Source organism: Mycobacteroides sp. H001 (assembly GCF_001440005.1).
GTDB classification, from domain to species: Bacteria; Actinomycetota; Actinomycetes; order Mycobacteriales; family Mycobacteriaceae; genus Mycobacterium; species Mycobacterium gwanakae.
In genome coordinates this window covers 1-1,061 of the sequence record NZ_LJYH01000039.1, presented here as the reverse complement: position 1 = coordinate 1,061, position 1,061 = coordinate 1, and the positions used below count along the sequence as shown (strand labels likewise).

1 pseudogene is annotated in these 1,061 nt (G+C 65.2%); it reads left to right on the top strand.

Annotated features, from left to right (window positions below):
* Positions 1–124: 124 nt before the first annotated feature.
* A pseudogene (locus AOT83_RS19550) lies at positions 125–1,061 on the top strand (hypothetical protein); the annotation flags it as partial.

Here is a 1,061-nt window from a genome sequence, read left to right as displayed (position 1 = left end):
AACTGTGCCTGGGGAGTCTGAGGTTCCGGAGGTTTCGTCGGAGGTCGATGCGACTCCCGCCCCGGTCGAGGATGTTGTCCCGGCGTGGCAGCCTCCCGCTCCGCTTGTGGAGCCGGAATTATCTGTGCCTGAACCTGTTGCGGCTGAGGCTGAGTCATCGACGGATACCCCCGAACTTGATGAGGTCGAAATGCGCGCGGCAGCGCTCCTTGACGCTGTTGCGAGGGCTCGGGAGTCCGCCGCGGTTACCGGCGCTGAGCCCGTAGCCGGGGCTGACGATTTCAGTCAGCTGGACGAGCAGCCGGCCCATGTGGCGGACTCCGATGTGCCAGAGGTTGACCCATCTGGCGACGTTCCCGCGGTCGACGAGATTGATCAACGCGCAGCCGCGCTCCTTGCGGCAATGGAGGCGAAGCGGTCTCAGCCCGCTGCGTCTGAAGCGGATTCAGCAGAGCAGGCTCCAGTTCCCGCTTCGGAGCCCGAGCAGGATGATGAACCGGCGCCGGACCTATCACTCAGCGTTCCAACGGAGTTGGATGAGGCCCACGATCTCCCGGCGCCCCGTGATTTAGACAGCGGCGCAGTCGAGTCGGACGACCCATTCGAGGCCGACGCCAACAGTGCATCAGAGTCGGACCCGGTTGCCCAGGACCTCTCGGAACATCACGAGACTGCGCAGGGCTATCCGGAAACCATCGACGAAGACATCCCTGACGTTGGCGTCGAGCATCTCGACGAGGACGTTCAGTCGCCGCGACCGCCTACCCGGAGGCTCGCCCTGCCGCCCTGGCAACTGCCGGGAGCAGCCACGTCAGTGGAGTTCGAGCGTTTCGGGCCCCATAAACCATCTTCGTACGATGACGAGGGCCCATTCCCTCGGTTGCGCCGCGACCACGACAAGCGCGACCACGCGGACAAGCCCGCACCGCAAAAGCCGCCCGCAGAGCCGTTGAACGAATCCCCTGCGGGCCCGGTGACGCGCGATGCACCACAGCCGCCGATGCAGGACCCGCGATTGTCTCCACCCCCATTACCGCGGGGATGGAAGCAACGCCTACCAC